This window comes from Undibacterium pigrum, from assembly GCF_003201815.1.
GTDB classification, from domain to species: Bacteria; Pseudomonadota; Gammaproteobacteria; order Burkholderiales; family Burkholderiaceae_D; genus Undibacterium; species Undibacterium pigrum.
Window position 1 is genome coordinate 28,723 of the sequence record NZ_QJKB01000021.1, and the last position, 21,428, is coordinate 50,150.

25 protein-coding genes are annotated in these 21,428 nt (G+C 49.6%); 16 read left to right on the forward strand and 9 right to left on the reverse strand.

All coding sequences use genetic code 11. From position 1 onward, the window contains the following. Positions 1–121 precede the first annotated feature (121 nt). Together DFR42_RS27490 and DFR42_RS27495 are read right to left on the reverse strand one after the other, a co-directional pair. Positions 122–535 carry a hypothetical protein gene (locus DFR42_RS27490; RefSeq protein ID WP_110258275.1) on the reverse strand — a complete coding sequence of 138 codons (414 nt, stop codon included), beginning with the start codon at positions 533–535 and terminating at the stop codon, positions 122–124. Between the two features lie 82 nt (positions 536–617). Next, positions 618–944, reverse strand: coding sequence for a hypothetical protein (locus DFR42_RS27495; RefSeq protein WP_110258276.1), 327 nt, complete (start codon positions 942–944; stop codon positions 618–620). 424 nt (positions 945–1,368) lie between these two features. On the opposite strand from DFR42_RS27495, the gene DFR42_RS27500 reads away from it, so the two are divergent. Both DFR42_RS27500 and DFR42_RS27505 read left to right on the forward strand, forming a co-directional pair. Next, on the forward strand, positions 1,369–1,707 hold the full coding sequence (locus tag DFR42_RS27500; RefSeq protein WP_110258277.1) for a hypothetical protein: 339 nt from the start codon (positions 1,369–1,371) through the stop codon (positions 1,705–1,707). A gap of 73 nt (positions 1,708–1,780) precedes the next feature. Then, positions 1,781–2,431: a site-2 protease family protein gene (locus tag DFR42_RS27505; RefSeq protein WP_110258278.1), complete on the forward strand. Its 651-nt coding sequence runs from the start codon at positions 1,781–1,783 to the stop codon at positions 2,429–2,431. 108 nt (positions 2,432–2,539) lie between these two features. Here the strand turns inward: DFR42_RS27505 and DFR42_RS27510 are convergent, their stop codons facing one another. From DFR42_RS27510 to DFR42_RS29575, 4 genes are all read right to left on the reverse strand, one after another. Then, positions 2,540–3,022, reverse strand: coding sequence for a hypothetical protein (locus DFR42_RS27510; RefSeq protein WP_110258279.1), 483 nt, complete (start codon positions 3,020–3,022; stop codon positions 2,540–2,542). Positions 3,023–3,101: 79 nt separating this feature from the next. Beyond that, the gene (locus DFR42_RS27515) at positions 3,102–3,434 is read right to left on the reverse strand and encodes a hypothetical protein (RefSeq protein WP_110258280.1); all 333 of its coding nucleotides are present in this window, start codon (positions 3,432–3,434) and stop codon (positions 3,102–3,104) included. Positions 3,435–3,849: 415 nt separating this feature from the next. Beyond that, positions 3,850–4,293, reverse strand: coding sequence for an ExbD/TolR family protein (locus DFR42_RS27520; protein WP_110258281.1), 444 nt, complete (start codon positions 4,291–4,293; stop codon positions 3,850–3,852). A gap of 5 nt (positions 4,294–4,298) precedes the next feature. Beyond that, positions 4,299–4,550, reverse strand: coding sequence for a hypothetical protein (locus DFR42_RS29575; RefSeq protein ID WP_211324437.1), 252 nt, complete (start codon positions 4,548–4,550; stop codon positions 4,299–4,301). Positions 4,551–4,617: 67 nt separating this feature from the next. Here DFR42_RS29575 and DFR42_RS27525 point away from each other — a divergent pair, with 67 nt between their 5' ends. The 3 genes from DFR42_RS27525 to DFR42_RS27535 all read left to right on the forward strand — a co-directional run bounded on the left by DFR42_RS27525 (position 4,618) and on the right by DFR42_RS27535 (position 6,339). Further along, positions 4,618–5,082, forward strand: a complete 465-nt coding sequence (locus DFR42_RS27525; protein ID WP_146218991.1) for a hypothetical protein — start codon at positions 4,618–4,620, stop codon at positions 5,080–5,082. A gap of 149 nt (positions 5,083–5,231) precedes the next feature. Beyond that, on the forward strand, positions 5,232–5,834 hold the full coding sequence (locus tag DFR42_RS27530; protein WP_110258283.1) for a DUF4240 domain-containing protein: 603 nt from the start codon (positions 5,232–5,234) through the stop codon (positions 5,832–5,834). A 208-nt stretch (positions 5,835–6,042) separates the two neighbouring features. Beyond that, positions 6,043–6,339, forward strand: coding sequence for a hypothetical protein (locus DFR42_RS27535; protein WP_110258284.1), 297 nt, complete (start codon positions 6,043–6,045; stop codon positions 6,337–6,339). Positions 6,340–6,549: 210 nt separating this feature from the next. Here the strand turns inward: DFR42_RS27535 and DFR42_RS27540 are convergent, their stop codons facing one another. Further along, positions 6,550–7,548 carry a LysR family transcriptional regulator gene (locus DFR42_RS27540; protein WP_110258285.1) on the reverse strand — a complete coding sequence of 333 codons (999 nt, stop codon included), beginning with the start codon at positions 7,546–7,548 and terminating at the stop codon, positions 6,550–6,552. A gap of 245 nt (positions 7,549–7,793) precedes the next feature. Between DFR42_RS27540 and DFR42_RS27545 the strand changes: the two genes are divergently transcribed. After that, a complete protein-coding gene (locus DFR42_RS27545) occupies positions 7,794–8,075 on the forward strand; it encodes a DUF4148 domain-containing protein (RefSeq protein WP_110258286.1) in 282 nt (93 codons plus the stop codon). Between the two features lie 261 nt (positions 8,076–8,336). On the opposite strand, the gene DFR42_RS29580 is transcribed toward DFR42_RS27545, so the two are convergent. Beyond that, on the reverse strand, positions 8,337–8,501 hold the full coding sequence (locus DFR42_RS29580) for a hypothetical protein (RefSeq protein ID WP_211324438.1): 165 nt from the start codon (positions 8,499–8,501) through the stop codon (positions 8,337–8,339). A gap of 597 nt (positions 8,502–9,098) precedes the next feature. Here DFR42_RS29580 and DFR42_RS27550 point away from each other — a divergent pair. From DFR42_RS27550 to DFR42_RS27565, 4 genes are all read left to right on the forward strand, one after another. Beyond that, positions 9,099–9,449, forward strand: a complete 351-nt coding sequence (locus DFR42_RS27550; RefSeq protein WP_170133720.1) for an energy transducer TonB — start codon at positions 9,099–9,101, stop codon at positions 9,447–9,449. A gap of 93 nt (positions 9,450–9,542) precedes the next feature. Next, a complete protein-coding gene (locus tag DFR42_RS27555; RefSeq protein ID WP_110258288.1) occupies positions 9,543–10,403 on the forward strand; it encodes a SpoIIE family protein phosphatase in 861 nt (286 codons plus the stop codon). A gap of 232 nt (positions 10,404–10,635) precedes the next feature. Further along, positions 10,636–11,442 carry a hypothetical protein gene (locus DFR42_RS27560; RefSeq protein ID WP_110258289.1) on the forward strand — a complete coding sequence of 269 codons (807 nt, stop codon included), beginning with the start codon at positions 10,636–10,638 and terminating at the stop codon, positions 11,440–11,442. Positions 11,443–11,493: 51 nt separating this feature from the next. Next, positions 11,494–12,240, forward strand: coding sequence for a carbon-nitrogen hydrolase family protein (locus tag DFR42_RS27565; RefSeq protein WP_110258290.1), 747 nt, complete (start codon positions 11,494–11,496; stop codon positions 12,238–12,240). Here the strand turns inward: DFR42_RS27565 and DFR42_RS29050 are convergent. After that, the gene (locus DFR42_RS29050) at positions 12,233–12,613 is read right to left on the reverse strand and encodes a hypothetical protein (protein WP_170133721.1); all 381 of its coding nucleotides are present in this window, start codon (positions 12,611–12,613) and stop codon (positions 12,233–12,235) included. The genes DFR42_RS27565 and DFR42_RS29050 overlap by 8 nt on opposite strands. Before the next feature lie 386 nt (positions 12,614–12,999). Here DFR42_RS29050 and bufA2 point away from each other — a divergent pair, with 386 nt between their 5' ends. The 6 genes from bufA2 to DFR42_RS27600 all read left to right on the forward strand — a co-directional run bounded on the left by bufA2 (position 13,000) and on the right by DFR42_RS27600 (position 21,179). Further along, positions 13,000–13,269: a BufA2 family periplasmic bufferin-type metallophore gene (gene bufA2 / locus DFR42_RS27575; protein WP_110258292.1), complete on the forward strand. Its 270-nt coding sequence runs from the start codon at positions 13,000–13,002 to the stop codon at positions 13,267–13,269. Between the two features lie 74 nt (positions 13,270–13,343). Continuing rightward, a complete protein-coding gene (gene bufB, locus DFR42_RS27580) occupies positions 13,344–14,186 on the forward strand; it encodes an MNIO family bufferin maturase (protein ID WP_110258293.1) in 843 nt (280 codons plus the stop codon). A 36-nt stretch (positions 14,187–14,222) separates the two neighbouring features. Next, positions 14,223–14,987, forward strand: coding sequence for an HvfC/BufC N-terminal domain-containing protein (locus tag DFR42_RS27585; protein ID WP_110258294.1), 765 nt, complete (start codon positions 14,223–14,225; stop codon positions 14,985–14,987). Between the two features lie 540 nt (positions 14,988–15,527). Then, positions 15,528–17,546, forward strand: coding sequence for a prolyl oligopeptidase family serine peptidase (locus DFR42_RS27590; protein WP_110258295.1), 2,019 nt, complete (start codon positions 15,528–15,530; stop codon positions 17,544–17,546). A 172-nt stretch (positions 17,547–17,718) separates the two neighbouring features. Continuing rightward, entirely contained in the window at positions 17,719–19,377 is a 1,659-nt protein-coding gene (locus tag DFR42_RS27595) for a hypothetical protein (RefSeq protein WP_211324439.1), read from the forward strand. Between the two features lie 104 nt (positions 19,378–19,481). Further along, complete coding sequence (locus DFR42_RS27600) at positions 19,482–21,179, forward strand: hypothetical protein (RefSeq protein WP_110258297.1); 1,698 nt, start codon at positions 19,482–19,484, stop codon at positions 21,177–21,179. The last annotated feature ends 249 nt before the right edge of the window (positions 21,180–21,428 follow it).

The following is a 21,428-nucleotide window of genomic DNA, read 5'->3' on the forward strand; positions in this document are numbered from 1 at the left end:
GCAATGCGCGCACAAAGAGGCATATTCAGACAGCACAAAAAAATCGACGTGCTATCCAAATTGAATAACACGTCGATCTTTTTAAACGCAACCTGCATTACCAGGTTGCTGGCTTAGCGGCTTATTTCGATGCTACTGGCGTTGCAGCTGTGGTTGCGACTGGCGCTGCTGCCGGTGCTGCTACCTTGACATCGTCCGCTTTCTTGTCTGTCTTCGCATGTTTTTCATGCTTGCTATGTTTCGTATGCTTTGCTGCTTTTTCTGTTGCTGGCTTGACTTCTGCTGTCACTGTTTTCACATCTGTTGCCTGTGTCTTCACCTCTGCTACCGGTGCTGGTGCTGGTGTTGCAGTTGCAGCTGTAGTTACTGCAGCGGCCTTCACTGCCGGTGCTGGCGTGCTTGCAACAGCTGAAGCAGATGCCACTGCAACCGGTGCTGTGGCAGCAGCTGCCTTGGCTGGAGCTGCCGGGGTTTGTGCAAATGCACTACCCATTAATACGGTGGAAGCGATCAGTGCGGTCATGAGCTTGTTCATTTTTTATATCCTTGAAGTAGTGCGTAGAGTTTGGTTTTTTCCGGCAGCCAGTGCTGCCGGTATTTATGTAATGAGGTAAAACTTATTTCGAAGCTGCGCTGGCAGAGGCAGAAGCAGAAGCTGCTTTCACTTCTTTCTTGGCATGTTTCTCATGCTTGGCTGCTTTAGCAGGTTTCGCTTCCGGTGCAGTTGCCGGCACAGAAGCTGCCGTAGCAGTAGCACTGGCTGATGCAGGAGGTGTGATTACTTTGATCGCTGGTGCAGGCTTGGCGACGCTGGCAGCAGCCGCAGCAGATGCTGGTTTGGCGGAAGCGGAAGCAGTGGAAGCACTGGCGCTGGCTGGTGTTTGTGCAAATGCGCTACCCATAACAACTGTGGAAGCGATGATGGCGATGATCAGTTTGTTCATGATATTTCCCTATTTATGTTTGGGTTGCTGGTTTAGTTTGCTTGCTTGTTTTGCGTTTCGTCTTGTACTTCATTTCTGCTTCGTAGTCATGCTACGTAAGCCAAAAACGCCGCCCGGATACTTTGCGTTGACGCAAAAAACCACACGACATGCAGCTTAGTGTTGTTGTTCTAAACGGCATGTCATCTGTCAACCGTTTGCCATGCTCATGCGTTACGCGCGTAGGTAGAATAAAAAAATCAAGATTTCTCACCGCAAAATCACGAAAAAACAAAACGACGCCTGCTGCATGCATAGCGTCGTTTTGTTTTTTATAGAGTGCTCATAGCACCACTTTACTACCCTGACCCAAAAAGTTTTACTTGCTGTGAGAGGCATGCCCTTTACAATACGGCTAACGAAAATCATTGAGAAAGCAAGCCATATGGCCAGCATCTTCATCCACGAAACTGACGCCAGCAAACTACAACAATTCGACGTGGAGAATCTGGATGACTACAGCCATGTCTGCATGGATGAGTTGCTGACACTGGATTTTGAAATCATGTGCCAGGGCACAGGGCAGCGCTGGTGCCTTGACCAACCTTTCATCTATGACGAAAGCAATGGCCTGGTCTTGTGTCTGTTACATCCAACGGGGCTGGATACCGTATTGAGTTTGCCACCAGATGAAGATGACATACGCGCAGATGACATGGACAAACTGCGCCGCTTTATCAACGTGCATGGAAAACAGCATATCTTCGAACTGTCGACTTTTTGAATACTCAAATGCTGTATGGGCCACGATGCAAAGCAAGTAGTATCCCCTTAACCGCCATTGAACAAGCACCGTCATGCTCAATTTTTTCATCATCCTTGTCATCTGCAATCTCCTCCATTTGCCGACCATAGCAATAGCAGGCTGGGCAGCGGGTGTCGAGGTTCAAAAGATTTCCCTGGGTTTTGGGCCTACACTATTGCAGCGTAAGAATGTCGTCGTGAAACTGATCCCATTGACAGGCTACGTCCGATTTCGCGACACGCGTAATATGGAATTCTTTGATGGCAATCCATCCCGCACATTTGATCGTCTGCCCGCATTGCAACAGATCCTGGTCGCTCTGACTGGCTGCGCGATACAACTTGCATTGGCTTTTGTTATCCTCGGCCAGAGCGCCCTGACAGACTTCCTGGCCCTTTTTGAACAGTATTTCATGGGTGCGCTATCACCTTTCGAACTGGCACCCAGCCTGCTGCACGATGCCTATCGCCTGATACAGACCACACCCTTCTTTACATTGCTGGGCATCGTCGCCGCCAAGATGGCCGCTTATCATTTATTGCCACTGGCAGGTTTCAATGGCACACAGATCATCACCATTTTGGCGCAACGACTGGGGCTGGATAAATTCGCACCGCAATCCGGCTTTGGTTTTATTGCTATACTGAGCCTCGCCAGCGTAGCATCCTGGTGCATCGCCATCATCGAAGCCATTAAGCGCTAGTAAAAAATACCCTATGCTACTACAAGAAAAACGCCGCGCGATCTCTAATGATTGCGCGGCGCTTCTTATTTCTTAACTACTACCCAGCGTGTAACTACTTTGTAAAAATTATTTTACAGCAGGCGTTACTGTTTTCGTTGCACCCACAGTTGCTGGTGTTGTCGATGTCACTGGCGTTGCCGACTTCGCGACCACCTTGACAGCATCTGTATGCGCTTCTGCTTTCAGTTCTGCTTTTACTTCAGACTTTGCCTTCGCATGTTTTTCATGAGCGACATGCGTGGCTTGTTTTTCATGCTTCGCCACTACTTTCTCAGCACCACTCGTAACATGTTTCACTTCAGTGGCTGGTGTAGCTGTAGTCACTGCCGTGGTCGGCGTAGTTGGCGTTGTCTGTGCTGCCATCGCAGTAGTTGTCACCGCTTTGGCCGCAGGTGCCGTCACTGCGACTGGGGCTGGAGCTGCGCTTGTTGCAGCAACTGCTGGCGTTGCCGCTGGCGTCGCTTTTGCAGGTGTGGTGGCAGGTGTTTGTGCAAATGCGCTACCCATAACAATAGTGGAAGCAATCAAAGCAGTCATCAGTTTGTTCATTTTTAAATTCCTTGCAGATAAGTGAGTAGTATTTTTTCCGGCAGCCCATGCCGCCGGAGTATTAAATTATTAAAGCAAATTACTTCGATGCTGCGCTGGCAGAAGCAGAGGCCGATGCTGCTTTGACTTCGGCTTTTTTAGCTTCTTTCTTAGCGTGTTTTTCATGCTTGACAGCTTTTTCTACTGACGCTGCTGGCTTGGCTTCTGCTGGCATCGCTGGTACAGAGGCCGCAGCGGAAGCAGATGCTGCCACTACTTTAGTTGCCGGAGCAGATTTCGCCACGCTGGCCGCAGCAGCTGCGCTTGCTGGTTTGGCAGAAGCAGCAGTAGCGCTGGCGCTAGCTGGAGTCTGTGCAAATGCGCTACCCATAACAACTGTGGAAGCGATGATGGCGGTGATCAGTTTGTTCATGATATTTCCCTCTTTATGTTTGGGTTGCTTACTTGGTTTGCTTGCTTGTTTTGCGTTTCGTCTTGTACTTCATTTCTGCTTCGTAGTCATGCTACGTAAGCCAAAAACGCCAGCCAGATACTTTGCGTTGACGCAAAAAAACCACTTTGTAGTGGCTTAGTGTTGTCGTTCTAAACGAAGGGGATGTTGTCAACCGGAATGCCTGTTGCTGCGTTACGCGCGTAGGAAGACTGGACAATCAGCCTTACCAGGTCAAGATCACAGGATGGTATTCAAGATTTTTTCGCCTGAAGCGAATGAGAAATGTTGCTGCCAAATCTGCGCCTGCGCTTCATCTGCAGATGTTTGACAAAATGTGTGACGAGATGTGTGAGGCTGACATACCCCCAAAAAGCTCGCAGCAAGATAGGTATATTCAGAACAACAATGCCTTACCAACCACACCCAGATTTGTCACACCCTGGCGTTGTGCCGATGCCAATACTGTCATTACCTGATGATAAGGCGTGCCCGCGGTGGCACTGACATACACTTCGTGGGAGTTTTCTGTGCGGCTGGCCAGTTGCCGGAAATACTGATCCAGTTGTGCGTGCGGCAATGTCTGGCCATTCCAGTACAGCTTGCCATCGGCATCAATTTCTACATTGACGACTTCCGGTATCGGCATGAAACTACGACAGACAAGCAGTTGCCCATAGTCGACGATATGCCGATTCGGCGGTAAGTTCATCAGCAACATCATGATCAAGGCCAGCAACAGGCCTATCATGGGCGTGTTGTCCAGGCTCATCATCAGTTCGGGTTCTGCATTAAGTTTGCTGGACAGGAATTGCATGACGCCCCCTTTGCTTGTGGTCATTCATATTACACATATTCAATACCTGTTGCAAAATTTCCTGGCTGAAAATATCGCATCATAAATACCAAGCGCAGAAGACAAATATTCGGTAAAGTTGATCCATGCAATTTTTTCTGCTGATGTAGCACCAGTCTGTCGCTGGCTCTTAACAAAACCTGGCTATACATGATGCTGGCGGACATGCTTTGATGCCGCCCGATGCCTTCATGAAAAGCCGTGTATAGTTTTGCACTTGCAGCAAAAAGTGCAGTCGACAATGTTTGGTTATACTGTGGCAAAGTTTTTATTCGCACCCTGGTGCAGGCATCTTTAGAGGCAAGGAATATGAAAATTTATTCTGAAATCATCGTTCTGTTTGAGCACGTCGCCATGCCTGGCGAAGATGATTTTTGTCCGGCTTTCTGGCAAGCAGAAGAATTTGATTCAGATGGTGATTTCTATGGCGATGACGTCGTCAAGGACTGGACCACGCTAAAACTGACCAAGCATTATGCAAATGGCCGCAATAGCGACTTCCAGTTATATGTGCACCGTGAAAAAAGCGGCGACGCTGCTCATGAGCTGGCACGCTATATCCAGCACCGCAATGACGGCCACTACAAAGAAAAAAAACAAGTGCAAGACGCTAAAAACCTCTGCGTGGCATCGCTGCAAATCAAGGCGACTTCGCTGGAAGACTACCGCGAATTTTTACGCACCGTGCATTTTTTCCTGGAACATACCGGTGGCATAGCGGCCAATGTGGGCGGCTTTGATGCCTGGGATTTCAAGACGGAGTTTGTGGATTGATGGTGCTGAGGGTGCTGAGGGTGCTGAGGGTGCTTTGCTAAGTACCCTCTTACTTTTACCTGTCTCATCATAGCTTGCCCCTCCCCACTATCCCGGATTATCGGCGCTGCTTTACAATGGCGGTACGATAAACAATCAGCAGCACCTTCATGAATGATCAGGATTTCTGGCAAATCGTTGCCAAAGCAAATCATACTGCACGGTATCAGCGCTTTCGCGCCGAAGACCTGGAATACCATCTCAGTAAATTACCCCCTGAACGCATCGTGGAATTTGATATCCACTTCCACAAGCTCGTCAGGCAAGCAGAAATTGGTGATGTGTATGGCGCAGGCTGTCTGTTGCATCATGACTATATGTCTGACGATAGTTTTTTATATTTCCGCTATTGGTTGATTTCTATGGGACAGGTCGCCTATGAACAGGCACTGCTTAATCCGGACAGCATGGCGATGCTGGAAATTGTCCATGACCGTGATGGTAGTCCTGATGTTACTGACGAGTCTTATTGTTACGCTATCTACGATGCTTATGAAAAAGTAACTGGCAGAAAAATCTTTGATGCTCCCATAGAGCGAGAAGAAAATAAGAACTCAGTAGAGCCTGAGGATTTCAACTGGATGGATTACACCCACGTCAGTTTGTCAGAAAAGTTTCCCCTGCTGTGGAACAATTATCTGAACAGCCAGCCGGATCGCGAAACGGCGTATAAGACATTTACTATCAGTAGCGAGGGAATCGCTGGGGAATAGTAAAGCCCTGAAGCCCCTGCACTTTAGTCACCCTACAAGCTTGATTACGTCTGATTTTCCAGCCCCCAATTTTAGAAAAAGCATCAATATGGATGAGCTCAATCGTATCTCTGCATTGCCAGATGAAATGGAGAAACTCCAGTTAGAACATGAGTTCACCTGCATTATTGAAAGAATCAACTCAGTATCATAGAAAACTGGGGATGATATGCTGCTATTTGCATTATTTGAATTGGCTGAAAGGCAGTGGCATACCTACTTGCCATTATCAGAAAAAATCAGGCAACAACTTGATGTGCTAGTTCTGAATATATGGTCAAAAACATCCCTGACATCAACTGAAGCACTCATCGGCGTCATCGCCAGGCTAGGATTGTCGGAGGCATATACCAAGTTGAGGTTGACTGACCCAGGTCAACTATCCCCAGAAGTCAGTACAGAAATTGCTTCGGCCATTGTAGAGTTTGGAGACACGGTTGATGACCCATATTCCGGCCTGAAGTAAGGGTTAATCTCAATGGTCACTGGTGTTGTATTCTCAAATAAAATTTTTCGCTAACAGATAAATTCGCAAACCAGCAGGCACAAAAAAAACGCCACGGAGGGGAAATTCCGTGGCGATAACAATACCAAAGGAGACACTACCCGCATATAGTAACTAAATTGTGTTACGCAAGCATGACCAGAAAATTTTACACTTGTCTGTACACCCGCCTTAGCCTGTACGCACCTTACCAGGATGGGCGATGCCCAGTTCCCTGAGTTTTTCTTCATGGATGCGGAAGGGGCAAGTGCCCAGCCATATGTCTTCTTCCGGATGCGGGAACTTGCTGGCAACGAAATCGACAAAGCGCCTGACCTTGGCTGACAACTGGCGGCGGCTGGGGTAGACCATGGAAATCGACACAGCACCAAAACAATGTTCAGGGAACAGCCTGACCAGGCGGCCTTGTGCCAGGTCATCATCAATCTGGAAAGACGTACGCAAGACCAGGCCCATGCCAGCCAGGGCACAGGCACGCAATACGTCGGCATTATTGCTGATGACCTTGCTCTGTATGGGGATGGCGCGGTAAGAGTCACGGCCTATACGCTTGTCAAAGGCCATCCAGTTATCGCGTAAAAAATCGTAATTGAAATTGAGACAGCGATGGCCAGAGATGTCTTCTGGCGTCGTAGGTGTACCATGTTCTTGCAGATACGCCGGTGAAGCACAGAGCAAGACTTCTGAGGTAGCCAGCTTGCGTGAAATCATGCTGCCGTCTATTTTTTGCAGATCAAGATAAAAACCAACATCGATGCCCTCTTCCACCAGATCAACATGGTGGTCGGTGATCTTGATGTCGAGCATGACATCAGGGAACTCTTTGGCAAACTCGGGCAGCAAGGGTGCCAGTTGCGCTTTGCCGAAATGAGGCACAGAATATACGCGCAAAGTGCCACTGGGTTTTTTGGCCGCATACGAGGCGATGGCATCGGCGTCGTCGATGTCGCTCAATATGGCGCGCACGCGGTCCAGGTAGACCATGCCAGTCTCGGTCAGCGACAATTTGCGGGTAGAGCGATTCAATAAACGCGTCCCCAGGTGGCTCTCCAGATCCGCCACATAACGGGTTACGACTGCGTTGGACATATCCAGCGCATCTGCCGCCTTGGCAAAATTACCCAACTCCACGACCTTGGCAAAGGTTCGCATTGATTGCAATCTGTCCATTTTCAAGCCCCTGATTGTTCCTGATTCAGCAATAGTATATTCCCATTTTAGAGCTTTATTGTTGAATCCGAAAAGCCTACACTTCTTTCCATCGGTGCAGTGCAACATCAAAACCCGCTCTACACCGCGCCACTGACATTAGCTTGCTTTAGTTGTTATCGGAAGTGAAATTTCACTTCTCATGACAATTATGCAATAATGTGAGGAAGGCTTACTCTGAAACTTACTTATTGATAGGAATTATCATGAATGCGAAACAACTCTTTTTGGCAACCAGCCTGACATTTTTGACTGCTGCTTCTGCCTTTGCCGCCGATACTGCACCTGCACAAAAAACCCGTGCTGAAGTAGTTGCTGAACTGCAAGAAGCCCGCGCCAATGGCGAAGAAATCGGCATGGAAGGTTTCTCCTGGTATCCAGCACAAAAAGCAGCACTGGTAAAAGCCAACACAGAAACACGTCTGGCAGCAGAAAAAGCCAATGCTGACAAAGTAGCGGCTAAAGCGCAAAAGTCAACACAGAACTAATTGTGTTGCCTCACCAGGCCAGGTAATAGCTGGCTGGTGAAATGATAAAACCCGGCGATCCTTGATTGGCCGGGTTTTGTTTTTTTGATTTCAGGAAGACCTTTCAACACAGATGTCTTAAAAAGACCTTTCAACACAGAGACACAGAGGTAGCACAGAGATTCACAGAGAGATTCACAGTGAAATTCGGTGTTAACTCCGCCTTTGTTGTGCTGATCAATGCACCGCAATCCCCATCTTCAACAAGCAGCCCCCGCCTCGTCATGCCAGACTTGATCTGGCATCCAGCGTCGTTATGCCGTGTCGCCCGCATAACCATGAATGCAAAACAGTAAGTACAAATCTCAGTAAAAACACGCAGACCAGTATGCGAGCAAAGCCGCTGGATGCCGGATCAAGTCCGGCATGACGGGTTTGAGATTGCATATAAATCACGCAATACGAGCCCGCTGGACCTTTGTTTTGCTGCTTAATGCACGGTTACATCCACCGCCCGCAGTTAGCCCCCGCCTCGTCATGCCAGACTTGATCTGGCATCCAGCGTCGTTATGCCGTGTCGCCTGCATGACCATGAATGCAAAACAGTAAGTACAAGTCTCAGTAAAAACACGCAGACCAGCATGCAAGCAAAGCCGCCGGATGCTAAATCAAGTTCGGTATGACGGGTTTGAGGTGGCTGGTTTTAAACAGATGGTGTGTGTGCAAAGGCTAAACGGCGACAAAAGCATAAAAATATTTCTCATTCCAACAAAAATATTTTTTGCACCATCATGACTATCCACTCCTGTAAACACCGGTTTGGCCGCTATTTTTGCACTGCCATGGAGAGTTTCTGGCACTTTCAAAAGCACCCTGCGCACCTGAATAATGCACCGCCAGCATTATGCTTTTGGCGAATAACACCTATATGATTTTTTGATTTTCCCCAGCACTCAGCGCCACGTATATTGTAGTCATCCGCCCACCTCAAGGCTGTCGCAGCCACAAGCAGCGATGCCAGTTTATATTTTTCAGGAGTTCATGATGACCCCACAATTTCGTCTGTATGCCATCGTCACCACACTGGCTTTTGCCCTGGTCACTATCCCCGCCTTTGCCATGGATGCCAGCCAGGCCTTTGTTGCATCCGGTTGCGATGCGCCCTCTTATGACCAACGCACATTAACAGATGAAGTACAGGGTCAGGTCAGGCTCAATTTTTTGCTGGATGAAAAAGGTGACGTGGTCGATGCTAAAATCACCGGCACCAGCGGCTTTCGTGTGATCGATAAAGAATCCATGCGCGCCTTGAAGGCTTGCCGTTTCAATGTGGGTGTCAATATGGGCATCACAGCGGGCTGGAATAATCTGGCCTTTGTCTGGAAGTTGAAATAAGCAAGCGCCTCAATTCTTCCTGCTGAGCTTTCTGTCAAAGGCGCGTTCCAATGCTATATTCTGGCTTCAGAATATACGCAGCGGAACAGCGCCTTGAACCAGACCAACATCACCTCCCTTTCCACCGCAGCCACTGACAAGTCTAACGAAGACCTGGTAGCCAGCCATCTCCATGCCGATGGCACGCTGGATGTACTGATGTTTGATGGCGCCAGTTCGGTATCAGACCAGCATTATCTCGATAAGCAATGCGGTGACCCAGCCTGGTTTGTGCAGCAGTTTGCAGCCGCGCTATTGCAAGTGGCGACACCTGCCATCAAGCAGGCTGACAGCATGGAACTTGCACTGCATACCCTGCATGAGCAACACAGCAAACTCTTGCAAAGCACCACCATGCCGGTGTATGCCTACCCAATTGCAGCCTTGACCTGGCTACGCGTACACGCCAATGGCAAGCATGCCAGCATCTATGCCCTGGGTGATTGCAAAGCCTTCCTGCTGGATGCAGAGGGCAAAGCCAGCGAGCTTGATCCCTATGTCAACCCGCAAGAAGGCATACTCAAAACCGCGATAGAACAGTTGAAACAGGAAGGCCTGGATGAACAGGCCCGCTGGGCCAGGTTACTGCCCATGCTGAGAGAACGCCGCGTCGCGCAAAATTTGAGCGAACACCCCTCCATACTCTGCCTGTATCCACAAGGCCGCTTTGCCGCCCGTGAGTACAACATCCCACTGGCCGCATCAGGGCATCTGCTGCTCATGACGGATGGCTTTTACCGGCTGGTTGACAGCTACCATCTCTACGACGACCAAAGCCTGATGCAAGCCTGCGCCAGGCGTGGGCTGGATGCCCTGATGCAGGAATTGCGTACGTATGAAGCGGGCAAGGCCGGTGGCATGACGGTCAAGAAAACGGATGATGCTTCGGTGGTAATGCTGCGCCTGGGAGAGTGAATTTATATTTCGTGATGCAAAAAAATGCTACCTATGACTATGTCACGCCCGCATAAAACTCCTCCAGATTGACAGAAGCGATGAATGCTGCACCGCTGCACCGCTGTGAATCACGCGACAGAGCAAGTTCCATTCGTCAGTTGAAAGCACTAAAAACACATGCGATTGCGCTGTGACAAACATACCCGCATACTAGCATTTTCGTTTACTGACCTACACCAGGGAGAACATGATGGGTGGTCGATCCTACATTGTTATAGGGCCAGATGCAGAAGAACAAATGGCACGCTTTCGAAGCTTTGATGGTTATGTCGATAAGCACGTTCGAAGTCTGGACATCCTACAAGAAACTCTGGAAGATTTTGCGGCTTACCAGTCTGGTGCCTCAGCTTCAACATCCTTGAGTTTTGAGAACTATGTAAGCGAGCGTCGAAGTTTAGGAAGAATACTGAAGCCAGGAGAAACACCAGATCTTTTGGGTAAGGATAGATTTGGCTGGGTACGTGTGGATGATGCAGGCAAGGTGAGTGAAATATTTCATCGTGACAGGCCAAATAGTTTTTGGGTCAACTGGGGAGTACTGGTAACTTCCTGGAAACTTAAACCCGGCATTGCTGCAACATCATCTATTGCATCGGAGAGAATATCTGGAACGAGCACACCGGGCTATACTGGCAGTGCCTTGAAAGGGGAAATCGATTGGCAAAAAATGCGGAGTGACATAGCAATGGAGGCCGGTGAATATTGGGATCTATCAACAGCGGGCATGCCCCTGCCTGTACATACCACGCTCAGATATACAAAGCCTCCCCAACACAATGTCCTTCAGTATCCCCGCGAGAAATTTGTTCAGATAAATGTTGATATGCTCATCAATCGAAGTGCGCTGATTATAAATGGCAAGATAATAGATGATCAGGATTTTAATGGGTGGGAAAACATCACTTCAAAAAATGAAGCCTGGTATCGCTATCTGAATGAACTCATTGACTCACTCCCTGATGACACATTAATGACAGATGTTTATACACGAGATTAGTCATAAAAAATGTCTGTCAACGATTACTCAGCAAAGTGAGTTCAATCAATAATGAACAAGAACACGCTCCGCATCGCCGCCTTCCAGCGTTCCCCTGTTTTTGACGACCTGCAAAAAACAACAGCACAATTACAGGCTGACTTGCGCTGGTGCCGGGATCAGGACGTGGAGCTGGCCATCTTTCCTGAATCTTATTTGCCCGGTTATTCCTCAGATGCAGCAAGCATAGCGCAGCGTGCTCTGGCCACAGACGGCGCAGCCTTCCAGCAAATGCTGTCAGACTTGTCAGCATTTGAGACTGACATCATTGTGGGATTTTTTGAGCAGGCTGCAACGGGCATCTGCAATTCTGCCGCTGTCATCCGGCAGGGTAAGTTGCTGGGCACCTATGCCAAACAATATCCCAATGAACGCGGTGTCGTGGCGGGGACTGCATCGCCTGTATTTGATCGTGCAGGATTTTGCTTCGGTATCAATATCTGCAATGACGCCAACTACCCTGAATGCGCAATGGCACTCAGGCAGCAAGGCGCTGGCTTGTTGTGCTATCCGCTAAACAATATGCTGGCACCCGCTACCGCAGAGAAGTGGCGTAGCAAAAGCCTGGATAACCTGCGCCAGCGCGCTATTGACACTGGCTGCTGGGTAGTCTCTTCTGATGTGGTCGGCATACATGAAGACAAGATCAGCCATGGTTGCACCTGCATCGTTGCGCCTGACGGCAGCATCGTCGCCAGTGTTGCTGAAGGAGAGGCTGGAGTGATCGTGTTCGATATTCCTGCCTCCTCCTTTATATAAGTAGCAGCAACAAACCGGGCAAGAACATCAGGCTCGTCAGCATGATTGCACTACGCCGCCATTTGTGAGATCGGGATGTGCTGGAAGAGAAAAAGAACCATAAGGCCCATCGTGTGACGAAGCCAACAAGCAAACCTGCATAAGCCAGCACGAGGATGAACAGCAGCAAGATGATATCAAGACTGCCATTACCGCCTGCCCCTCTGGTATTTGGAATAGCCATTAGCAAGGCCGTGACCATGAGCACGATCAACACCGTGACCGCGACTGGCCCCGGGCGCAAGCTGAGTAAAATTGCGAGGGCAAACCCCGATGCATACGGCAAGAAAAAAAAGCGCTTAAAAAAGTATCCATAGATGCTGTGCAACCTCACGTCATAGAGCCATCAGAATGCCATGCGCATGTGAAGTGGGTATGCAGTCTGCATGAAGTGCAAGACTTGCCTGAGAGCATTTTTGTAAGCGCGGCTTTAGCCGCGAACAGCCGTAGCCGTGCCTGGCGATGTCTGTTGTAGCGGGCAATCACGTCTGAAGCCGCTCCTGCCGGAGGTTTGAATGGCCTTGAAGTGATGAAACAGATATATCTCTAAAAAAAGAATTTTAAAAATATTTAAAAAGATGTGTAAGTAATCGGCAATCCGCCCGACTGATGCTTAAGTTCAGCTTGTTGATGCGTATTGCAGAGCGGGTAACGAACTTGGTTTTACTTTCAATCGCTTTTAATTACCTTCACTTATTTTAATTTTACGGAGAACACATCATGAAAAAATCTATCCAAACTGGCGCAATGATCGCTGCTGCAGCCGCTACCCTGGCTTTGTCTGGCTTTGCCATCGCTGGCACCAGCACCATCAGCGCCGCTGATAAAGTACATTGCTCAGGCATTAATAGCTGCAAAGGTACAAGCGACTGCAAGACAGCAGAAAACGCCTGCAAGGGTCAAAATTCCTGCAAAGGCCATGGCTTTGTAGCAACAGCTGCTGGTCAATGCCTGGCTAAAGGCGGCAAGATCATTGATCTGGATAAATAATCCAGCCTGATTGATGAAATGCGCTGGCTCTCAAGGTCGGCGCATTTTCTGTTTTCACTTTCAAAGAATTGATCATGACAAATCCCCTCACCTCTTCCAGCTTTGGCCTGGGTCTGCGCACCGAGCATTATCTGCCCATACTGGCTGACAAACCGGCAGTGGACTGGTTTGAGATTTTGTCTGAAAACTATATGGTGCCCGGTGGCAAACCACTGGCCATGCTCGATGCTATACGTGCCGATTATCCGGTCGTCATGCATGGGGTGTCGATGTCCATAGGCACGCCCGATGGCCCGTCGGCAGAGTATCTGCATGACTTGAAGAAGCTCATCGACAGGGTGTCACCGTTGTGGGTGTCTGACCATATTTGCTGGACAGGTGTGCACGGCAAGAATATGCATGATCTTTTCCCGCTGCCGTATAACGAAGAAACTATCAAACTGGTCGCAGGTAATGTGCGCCGCGTGCAGGATGTTCTGGGACGCAGGCTGGTGCTGGAGAATGTATCGAGCTATCTGCAATACAGTAGCGACAGCATGGCCGAATGGGAATTTGTTGCCGCCATTGCCGAACAGGCAGACAGCATGATCTTGCTGGATGTGAATAATATCTATGTCAGCAGCGTCAACCATGGTTTTGATGCAATGGAGTACTTGCGTGGCATACCGCTTGGCCGTGTGCAACAAATCCACCTGGCGGGCCATAGCAACCATGGCACACATATCGTTGACACCCATGACCAGGCAGTGGCTGACCCGGTATGGGATTTATATGCGCAGGCGATACGCCGCTTTGGTGCCGTGCCCAGCATGATAGAGCGGGATGACAATATCCCGCCGCTGGCAGAACTGGTGGCAGAACTTGAACAGGCGCGCCGCATCAGCAGCAGCATCCTGTCACCTGCTTTGGCTGCATAAATGGTTGCATAAGTGATTGCATAAGAAAGTTAGACGATGAACGCCACACAAAACCTGCAGTCAGATTTCCAGCAATTTATTCTGGGCCAGCAAGATGCGGGCAGCATGCACAAACACCTGGCAGTGACGCCTGGCCTGGGGCCTGATGCTCGGCTGGATATTTATTACCAGGCTTATCGCCTGCGCCTGCGCGATGCCTTGTCCGAGGCTTACAGCAAGACGCACGCCTATCTTGGTGATGAGATGTTTTATGAGGCATGTGCGACATACATCGCCGCCCACCCTTCCCATTATCGCAATCTGCGCTGGTTTGGCGATAACTTTGCAGCGCAGTTGCGCACACAGTTTGGAGAACACCCGCAAGTGGCTGAGCTGGCGCAATTTGAATGGGCGCTGGGCCTGGCCTTTGATGCGCCTGATCATCACGTCCTCGCACTCACTGAGCTGGCGAGCGTCAGCGACTGGGAAACGGTAGGCCTGCGCACCAGCAGCTCATTGCAATTCATCCCCATGCGCAGCAATAGCGTCGCCATCTGGCTGGCCCTGAGTGAAGAGCAGACGCCACCTGCACCAGAATACACGGAACAGGCTACTACCTGGATAGTCTGGCGCAAGCAGTTGCAGGCAAGCTTCAGATCGCTGAGCACAGCAGAAGCACAAGCCCTGCATGGTTTAAGCCAGGGCCAGCGTTTTGCCGATGTGTGTGAACAGGCGGCAGAACATAATCCAGAAATAGCCAATGAGATAGGCGGCTGGTTACAGACCTGGGTAGTCGATGAATTATTGATGGGAGTAGATTAATATACAGAAAAGCAGACCCATCCACCGAGCCAGGCTTCAAGCTGATTTGTCATCCATGGATGAGTTGCTGCACACAGCATACTCATCGCCATACAGCATCAACATCAATCCCCAAACCCGCTGCCGGAACTGCATTACCTCCTTTTGCCGGGCTAAGCTAGTACAATGAAGCCAGAAAAACATATTTTCGCTACTGGTATCAGATACTAGAACTCATTTCATAAATAGGATGAGTGCGAACAAGGCGATTTGGGATGCAGTGCAAGGCGTGGCCCGCTGCTAAGGCTGGTGCCTTAGCGAGGGGCGCAACGCTGCAATGCGCCCAAATCGTCAGTTCCCGAAGGGTTTGCCTCATTGCGTGGGCTGGACTGCAGGTGTTGACAATTCGACTCGTTGTCAATAGACGAAGCTATTGACTGCCTCGTCCATAGTTTTACCATTAGCCAGCCCACGTTATGAGGCAAACGCATCTCACCCTATTTATGAAATGAGTTCTAACCTTCATTGCTTGCTTCAGGCAAGCCACGCTTAAATTAAAAATTGAACTTCAAGAGAAAAATCCGCTATGTTGCCATTGCAGGCTTATTGACTGCTGGCGTTTTGCTTATGCTGGCTTTGCTTGGCGATCCCTTTTTTTATCTACACCAAAGCATCGCTGCGCCTGTTATTCGCTTATGGATAGAGAAACAGAATCAAGCCAGCATGAATGCGCTGGCGAATGTGTCCATATCAAATTCCAGCCTGGTGGTGATGGACAAAATCGCATCTGATGCAAGTGTAAAGAAACGCTTTGTCACGTCTGCGGCTTTTATCAGTAGTGATGACTTAACTTCGGGATGCCAGTTATTCGTCATGCAAAGCCCGGCGGCGCAAGGCCAGACCATTTCTACCCGCTCTTTACAAAACACTGACAACGGCGTTTGCGATCAGCAAATTTCTGGTTTTCATTTCTCGGATGATGACAAGCAGCTCGTCCTGGAATTAAAGCACGTCCTGACAGAGGCGAGAGAGATTATTCTCTATGCACGTTCAGGTGAAAAATATCAGCTCACCAACCGGGTTGCGGGGCGTCTGGTCAGGCCCAGGTCGTTTACTGCGGATCATGCGATTTTATTTTATGACACGTCTGAAATGCGTGACAGAAGCTGTGTGATTATGCAGTTGCAGGATAGCGCCTGGAAATGCGCACTAAGCAAGGCTGATTTACCAGCAAATGCACCAGGAACTGCGGTAGCGATGTTCAGGGCCAGAAATACCAGGCAGTCTTGGGTGATTATCTCGGCATATCTCCATGACGCTGGCAAGGTATATCAATTTGACTCAATCAAGGGACGCAGCAGGTTCAGGGATACCGGTATAGATGGAGTAGATCAACTGGCGGCAACGCATGAGGGATTTATTTACGCGGATTCGATTCCATCAGATGAATTAAAAACTGCCAGAAAAATTCGATTGCAATTGTACCTGCCCGATCAGGCTATTAACAGCTTGTTGAGTGCAGCAGAAACGCAATTGGACTGGTCAGGCTACGGTTCTGGTGCATTTGTCTTGCTCAGGGACCACTCTGGAAATAAATTATGGGCTGCCAATGACACTGGTCTGCAGCAACTGCCATTAAGTCCCAGTTTGCAGCAAGAAAAGCAGCTCGCGCTGAGTAATCTGCATTACGGAATGCAGCCCCGTGTCAGGATAGAAAACGAAGCTGGCGAGAGTAGTGATGGCTGGATAGATGCACGGGGTAATTTTGTAGAACTTGCTTACAGCAAGTTCCCCTTTGAACTCAGGATAGAAAAATTTTTAGCGCAGAGCCGTGACGGCACCCTTGTGCCCTGCACCTGGATAGCGAAGAAATCTTCCGCACAGGCCATACCCGGCATAGTGCGTGTCTATGGCGCTTATGGTGCCGTACTGAAAGGCGAAGTCGATGCACTGTCAGCAGCAGTGCTGGAAAATCAGATTGGCTATTTGCTGGCGCATGTCAGGGGTGGCGGCGAGCAAGGCAAGTTTTGGGAAAATGCAGGCAAAGCCAAAAATAAAGAAAATACGATTTTTGATACGCAGGCCTGTATGCAGGCTGGCATGGAGAAGCAGCTCATCCAGAAAGGAAAGATTCTTTTGCAGGGTAGCAGCGCTGGCGCCATACCAGCCATGCTGACTGCATTGCGCAATCCTGATGTGGTGGCTGGTGCATGGCTGGATACGCCTTATCTGGATGGCTCAGGATCACACCATAATCTGCCAGAAGATAATGAAGAATATGGCGATGTGGCAAAAGAAAACGAATTCAATCAGCGAAAAAAACTGACCCCGTATTTGCAACTGCTGACACCTGGCCAGTCCAGCGGCCGCTTTCTTCTAACTTGCGGTGCGCAGGACAAGATTACCCCTGCCTGGCACTGCACCAAGACACATGCAGCAATCAAGCGGTATCCCCCAAACAAAGCATCATTTCTCTGGGTATCCAATACCACGCACTTTATTGGCAATCCCTACTCTGTAGAGGAAAGAGATAAAAACAAAATCGCGCTTCAGTTTATTCTCGGCACACTACAAAGGTAGTAGTCGCCTGCAGGTATATCGCCGTCCAGACATTGGCATCTTCCTCTATGGCAATTTCATTAAGCTGTAAAGTACTGAAACAATTTGACACAATTCCTCAGTCAATGATTTAATCCATGCTTTGCTTTTTGGCGACATCAGTGCCAGTTCTTCTATAACAATAATTAGCATGATGGAATTTGACACTACTCCCCCTGTCCCCTCTTTGCCCCATGGTGCACCTGGCGCTGCTGGTGGTCAGCAAGCTGAACAGAAAACTCCGTTTTTACACTTGGCCGATTTGACACCACTGGACAGGCAAGACATCGCCGCCCTGCATCCCAGGCAGTTTCATAATCCACAGCTGGGGCTGGAATTGTATGCGCCGGGTTCCTGGCGTGAAGTAAAAAATGCCCGCACTATTCAATTAATGGATTCATTGACAGATGCGCGGCTGGAAGCCAGTGGCTTTGCACGCGCCCAGGTATCGATAGAGCAATGGGCAGCCATGCGCCTGCCTATCTTGCAAAAAGAAATGCCTTATCTGCAGTCATCTGGCGAACCCTTCAGTATGCAGGGTGAAAACTGGGCGCAGCACATACAAGGGCTTGTTACCGAATACCGTGGACGTGCCAGTGGTGAAGATGAAGATACCTGCGTGATGATCTGTTGCATGCGCACAGATGAATTGCTGTTATCGGTGACGATCACCGCCAGGGCGTCGGTCTATGATGCCCAGCGCAGTGTTTATTTCTGGATGCTGGGCCGCGCACATATTTGCCGTCCCTTACTGGCGATGCAGGCTGCCAGCGCAGCCAGGAAGCTGGCGGGCGCAGATACCAGTAATGCCAGCCAGCTTGCCGCTGACATGGCGAGCGCACGCAATGCCATGCCCACCAATACACCGGGTACGGGATCAGGCAACAGAAAAAATGGCGGCAATGGTGGCACGATGTCTGATGAAGATAAAGAAATAGGCTACATCGCCAGCGGGCAGCGCATGCTGATGGTGGGCATACTGCTGTCATTCTTCGTGAGCATCTGGGTGAGGAACATCAAGTCTCTGGACCGCATGGATATCTTGATCCTGTTGTTCTCTTATTCGCTGACGTGCAGCACCGGGCTGTTTGGTTTTTTCCGTATGGCCAAGGGATTCGCCTGGTCGGGCCTGCAAAAATTGCTGATGTTTATTCTGGCCTGTATACCGTTTGTGAGTTTATTCACTTACCTGTATATCAATTTCCTGGCTAACAGACGCCTGAAAGAAGAAGGTTATCGTGTCGGCCTGCTTGGTGCGCGGGATGCCATACCAGATAGTAATCATGACATTCGCAAGCTGCTGATCATATCCGTCGCCATCTGCCTGCTGGCTTACGGCCTTTTCACGCGTATGGATGCGCGGGAAAAAGACCCGCCGCTGAAGCAGTTTTCTCCCATAGGCCAACGGTATAGCGTGATGTTCCCTGGCGTGCCGCAAGTACAAACGGCGACCGGCAATGCATTCAATGCATTTTCTGTTGGCATGCAGGCTTATTATCTGGTCTCGGGCAAGATTTACTATGGTGTAGCGTCCTTCCATTGGTTTGCAGCACCAGGCAAAATGCAAGAAGCCCTGGATAAGCTGCAGGAAGAAGTTGCCCGCGTCAAAGACTTGCAAATTCTTGAGCAAACACCGCTGTATCTTGACAATTACCCTGGCCGCAGCCTGCGCGTAAAAAACAAGGAACTGGTCGGACGTATTGATTACTACGTCGCAGGAGGAACTGTGTACGTAGTCCAGGGTTTAGGTTCCGGCGCAGAAAAAGATAATCGCAAGATCAAGGAATTTTTGGAATCTTTCCATTTGAAATAAGAACATGTCTGCATGCAGCTATATCGAAAGCATAGTGCAGGCATAAGCATGGCTTTGAGGCATCTGTTGCAACGCGATTGCTGTAAAAAAACCAGAGATTACATATGACATTTGACGCACAAAACAGGAACCCGTCTGCCTCTCCTTTCCCGGAGATCAACCTCAATCCAGCCGAATTGAGCCTGGAAGACTGGGATAAACCTGTCGCGAAAAAACCCCAGCCAGTTGCGCAGGCACCTGTGCCGCCGCTTCCGTCCAGCCCGGGTGAGTTGACCGGGCATGCCATTTCCAGCCTCAACCCCAAAGAATTTCACAATGCCAATCTGGGTCTGGAATTTTATGCCCCCGGTAGCTGGAAAGAAGTTAAAAACAGCCGCTCTTTACACTTGCTGGACCCGATTACCGGTGCAAAACTAGAAGCGAATGGCTTTGCGCGTGACAATACCCCGATAGAAAAATGGGTGGGCATGCGTCTGCATATCATCGACAAGGAAATGCCTTACATGAAGCAGGTAGCCAAACCCAGCATCATCAAGGGTGAAAACTGGGGCAATCGCATCCAGGGCATTGTGGCCGAATACAAAGGCATACAAACTGGCGATGAAGAAGAAAGCCACATGCTGATTTGCTGCATGCGCACGGACGACATGCTGGTCTCTATCGCCATCACTGCCAAGGCATCCGTGTTTGCCGCCAACCGCGCTGTGTATAACTGGATTTTTAGCCGCACTGACCTTGGCATGGCCATGGCCACCGTGTCTGGCAGTGCAGGTAGTGCAAGCAGTTCACATAGCAGCAGCTCCGGCAAACGCACCGCAACTGCTGGTAGTGGTAACAGTAGCGGCGGTGGTCGCAATGGTGGCGGCAGTTCTGCAAGCAGCAGAGTACAGTTTGCGCATAATGACGGCGGTGGCGGAGATTATTATATAAGCCGCCTCGCCATAGGCCAGCGCCTGATTATTATGGCCATCCTGCTTAATATTACACTGACCGTCTGGGTCCAGAGTGTGGAGTATAGCAACCGCGCACAAGTGTTGATCGCTTTTGCTGGCCTGCTGATAATCATTTTCATGAGCGTAGTTGGCTTCTTCCGCCTGGCTGGTGGTTTTGGCTGGTCCGGTGCCAAAACAGTCCTGATGCTGCTCTTGTCCTTTGTCCCCCTCCTGAATCTGATCATGATGGTGATCTACAACATCAAGGCCACGGCCCTCATCAAGGACGAAGGCTATAAAGTCGGCCTGCTGGGTGCAAAGGACGCCATTCCTGACGATAACCATGACCTGCGCAACATCATCCTGCTCAGCCTGGCTCTCACCGCATGTCTGTATGCCGCCTCAGGTAGATTCATCAAGGCAGAAAAAGAAGAACCGATTGCAGAATTCTCACCACCCGATCATCGCTACAGCATCAGCATGCCCGGCACACCGACAGAACAGGCCGCACCAAAGGAAGCAGGCGTTTTCAATAATCACACCTACGTACTGCACGCAGGCAAGATGCAATATGCCGTTACTTCTTTCGATCTTGAAACACGGCCAGCAGATACCACCTACTTCCTGGACGCACTCAAGGAAGGCATGGTCGCCCAGGGCAAAGGCAAGATCAATATTTCGGACGAGAAAACCATAAGAATAGAAGGCAATCCTGGCCGCAGCCTGATGATGACGGACTATAAATCGGCCAAGCAAGTAAATTTTTTCCTGGCCGGAAAAACCGTCTACATCATCGAAGCTGGCGCCCCGCTGAGTCAGCAAAACTCACCCAAAATACAGGCGTTTTTTGAGTCTTTTCATTTGAATTGAGGGTACGCTGCAAAACCGGCATGCGGCCATCCAGTCTTGCATAAGCCATTCGTGGCTGAAGCCGCCTCTACGAAGATTTTGCTGTTTTTAATTGAGCGCCGTGCACGGCACAGATTATTTGCCCATGCGTTGCGAGACCCATGCGGCGCATTGCAATGCGTATATGGACTCCTCAGGAATTGCAAGTTTTTGTTGTTTCGGCTTAAGTTCAACTGCTCGCGTATATCCGGCTTCTCAATTGGGTACCGT

What these genes read in the sequence shown, in the direction of transcription:
- DFR42_RS27490 (WP_110258275.1), bottom strand. Translation starts at nt 535, where the DNA reads ATGAACAAGCTCATGACCGCACTGATCGCTTCCACCGTATTAATGGGT.
- DFR42_RS27495 (WP_110258276.1), bottom strand. Translation starts at nt 944, where the DNA reads ATGAACAAACTGATCATCGCCATCATCGCTTCCACAGTTGTTATGGGT.
- DFR42_RS27500 (WP_110258277.1), top strand. Translation starts at nt 1,369, where the DNA reads ATGGCCAGCATCTTCATCCACGAAACTGACGCCAGCAAACTACAACAA.
- DFR42_RS27505 (WP_110258278.1), top strand. Translation starts at nt 1,781, where the DNA reads ATGCTCAATTTTTTCATCATCCTTGTCATCTGCAATCTCCTCCATTTG.
- DFR42_RS27510 (WP_110258279.1), bottom strand. Translation starts at nt 3,022, where the DNA reads ATGAACAAACTGATGACTGCTTTGATTGCTTCCACTATTGTTATGGGT.
- DFR42_RS27515 (WP_110258280.1), bottom strand. Translation starts at nt 3,434, where the DNA reads ATGAACAAACTGATCACCGCCATCATCGCTTCCACAGTTGTTATGGGT.
- DFR42_RS27520 (WP_110258281.1), bottom strand. Translation starts at nt 4,293, where the DNA reads ATGACCACAAGCAAAGGGGGCGTCATGCAATTCCTGTCCAGCAAACTT.
- DFR42_RS27525 (WP_146218991.1), top strand. Translation starts at nt 4,618, where the DNA reads ATGAAAATTTATTCTGAAATCATCGTTCTGTTTGAGCACGTCGCCATG.
- DFR42_RS27530 (WP_110258283.1), top strand. Translation starts at nt 5,232, where the DNA reads ATGAATGATCAGGATTTCTGGCAAATCGTTGCCAAAGCAAATCATACT.
- DFR42_RS27535 (WP_110258284.1), top strand. Translation starts at nt 6,043, where the DNA reads ATGCTGCTATTTGCATTATTTGAATTGGCTGAAAGGCAGTGGCATACC.
- DFR42_RS27540 (WP_110258285.1), bottom strand. Translation starts at nt 7,548, where the DNA reads ATGGACAGATTGCAATCAATGCGAACCTTTGCCAAGGTCGTGGAGTTG.
- DFR42_RS27545 (WP_110258286.1), top strand. Translation starts at nt 7,794, where the DNA reads ATGAATGCGAAACAACTCTTTTTGGCAACCAGCCTGACATTTTTGACT.
- DFR42_RS29580 (WP_211324438.1), bottom strand. Translation starts at nt 8,501, where the DNA reads ATGCAATCTCAAACCCGTCATGCCGGACTTGATCCGGCATCCAGCGGC.
- DFR42_RS27550 (WP_170133720.1), top strand. Translation starts at nt 9,099, where the DNA reads ATGACCCCACAATTTCGTCTGTATGCCATCGTCACCACACTGGCTTTT.
- DFR42_RS27560 (WP_110258289.1), top strand. Translation starts at nt 10,636, where the DNA reads ATGGGTGGTCGATCCTACATTGTTATAGGGCCAGATGCAGAAGAACAA.
- DFR42_RS27565 (WP_110258290.1), top strand. Translation starts at nt 11,494, where the DNA reads ATGAACAAGAACACGCTCCGCATCGCCGCCTTCCAGCGTTCCCCTGTT.
- bufA2 (WP_110258292.1), top strand. Translation starts at nt 13,000, where the DNA reads ATGAAAAAATCTATCCAAACTGGCGCAATGATCGCTGCTGCAGCCGCT.
- bufB (WP_110258293.1), top strand. Translation starts at nt 13,344, where the DNA reads ATGACAAATCCCCTCACCTCTTCCAGCTTTGGCCTGGGTCTGCGCACC.
- DFR42_RS27585 (WP_110258294.1), top strand. Translation starts at nt 14,223, where the DNA reads ATGAACGCCACACAAAACCTGCAGTCAGATTTCCAGCAATTTATTCTG.
- DFR42_RS27595 (WP_211324439.1), top strand. Translation starts at nt 17,719, where the DNA reads ATGGAATTTGACACTACTCCCCCTGTCCCCTCTTTGCCCCATGGTGCA.
- DFR42_RS27600 (WP_110258297.1), top strand. Translation starts at nt 19,482, where the DNA reads ATGACATTTGACGCACAAAACAGGAACCCGTCTGCCTCTCCTTTCCCG.